This is a genomic window from Vibrio sp. 2033, assembly GCF_033339735.1.
On the sequence record NZ_JAWOVC010000785.1, the window covers coordinates 1 to 526 of the forward strand.

General features: G+C 44.3%; 1 protein-coding gene. It reads left to right on the forward strand.

The window, feature by feature from the left end; translation table 11 throughout:
* Positions 1-482, forward strand: a 482-nt coding sequence (locus R7P74_RS29080; RefSeq protein ID WP_318124185.1) for a DUF1415 domain-containing protein, incomplete at its 5' end; no start/stop codon positions are given.
* Positions 483-526: the final 44 nt, after the last annotated feature.

Genomic DNA, 526 nt, shown 5'->3' on the forward strand with positions numbered 1-526 from the left:
TGTGTCCTTTCGCTGCAAAGCCGCAGCGTAACAAACAAATTAAGATTTTTGTCAGCGAAGCAACACAAGAAGAAGCGTTGCTTGAGGATATTCTGCTGCAACTTATTGAACTCAGCACCACCGAACCAGAAAAGCTGGAAACAACATTGGTCGTCGTACCTAACATGCTGCAAGATTTCTGGGACTACAACTTCTGCATCGATTGGGTTGAAGGGCTGATCAAACAACAGGATTGGGAAGGTATATTCCAAGTGGCGACTTTCCATCCAGACTATTGCTTCGGTGGTGCAGCGCCAGAAGATGACGAGAACTTAACCAATCGATCACCATACCCAATTTTCCATCTTATTCGAGAAGAGAGTATGGAAAAGGTGTTGGAGCACTACCCTGACCCTGAGTCTATTCCCGACACAAACATCGCGCGAGTTTCTGCTCTTTCAGAAGAAGAACGTAAAAAGCTCTTCCCTTATCTATTTCGTTAAGCCACAGTTTAGAACCTCAAGAGACGATTTCTAATCAGTTAGAT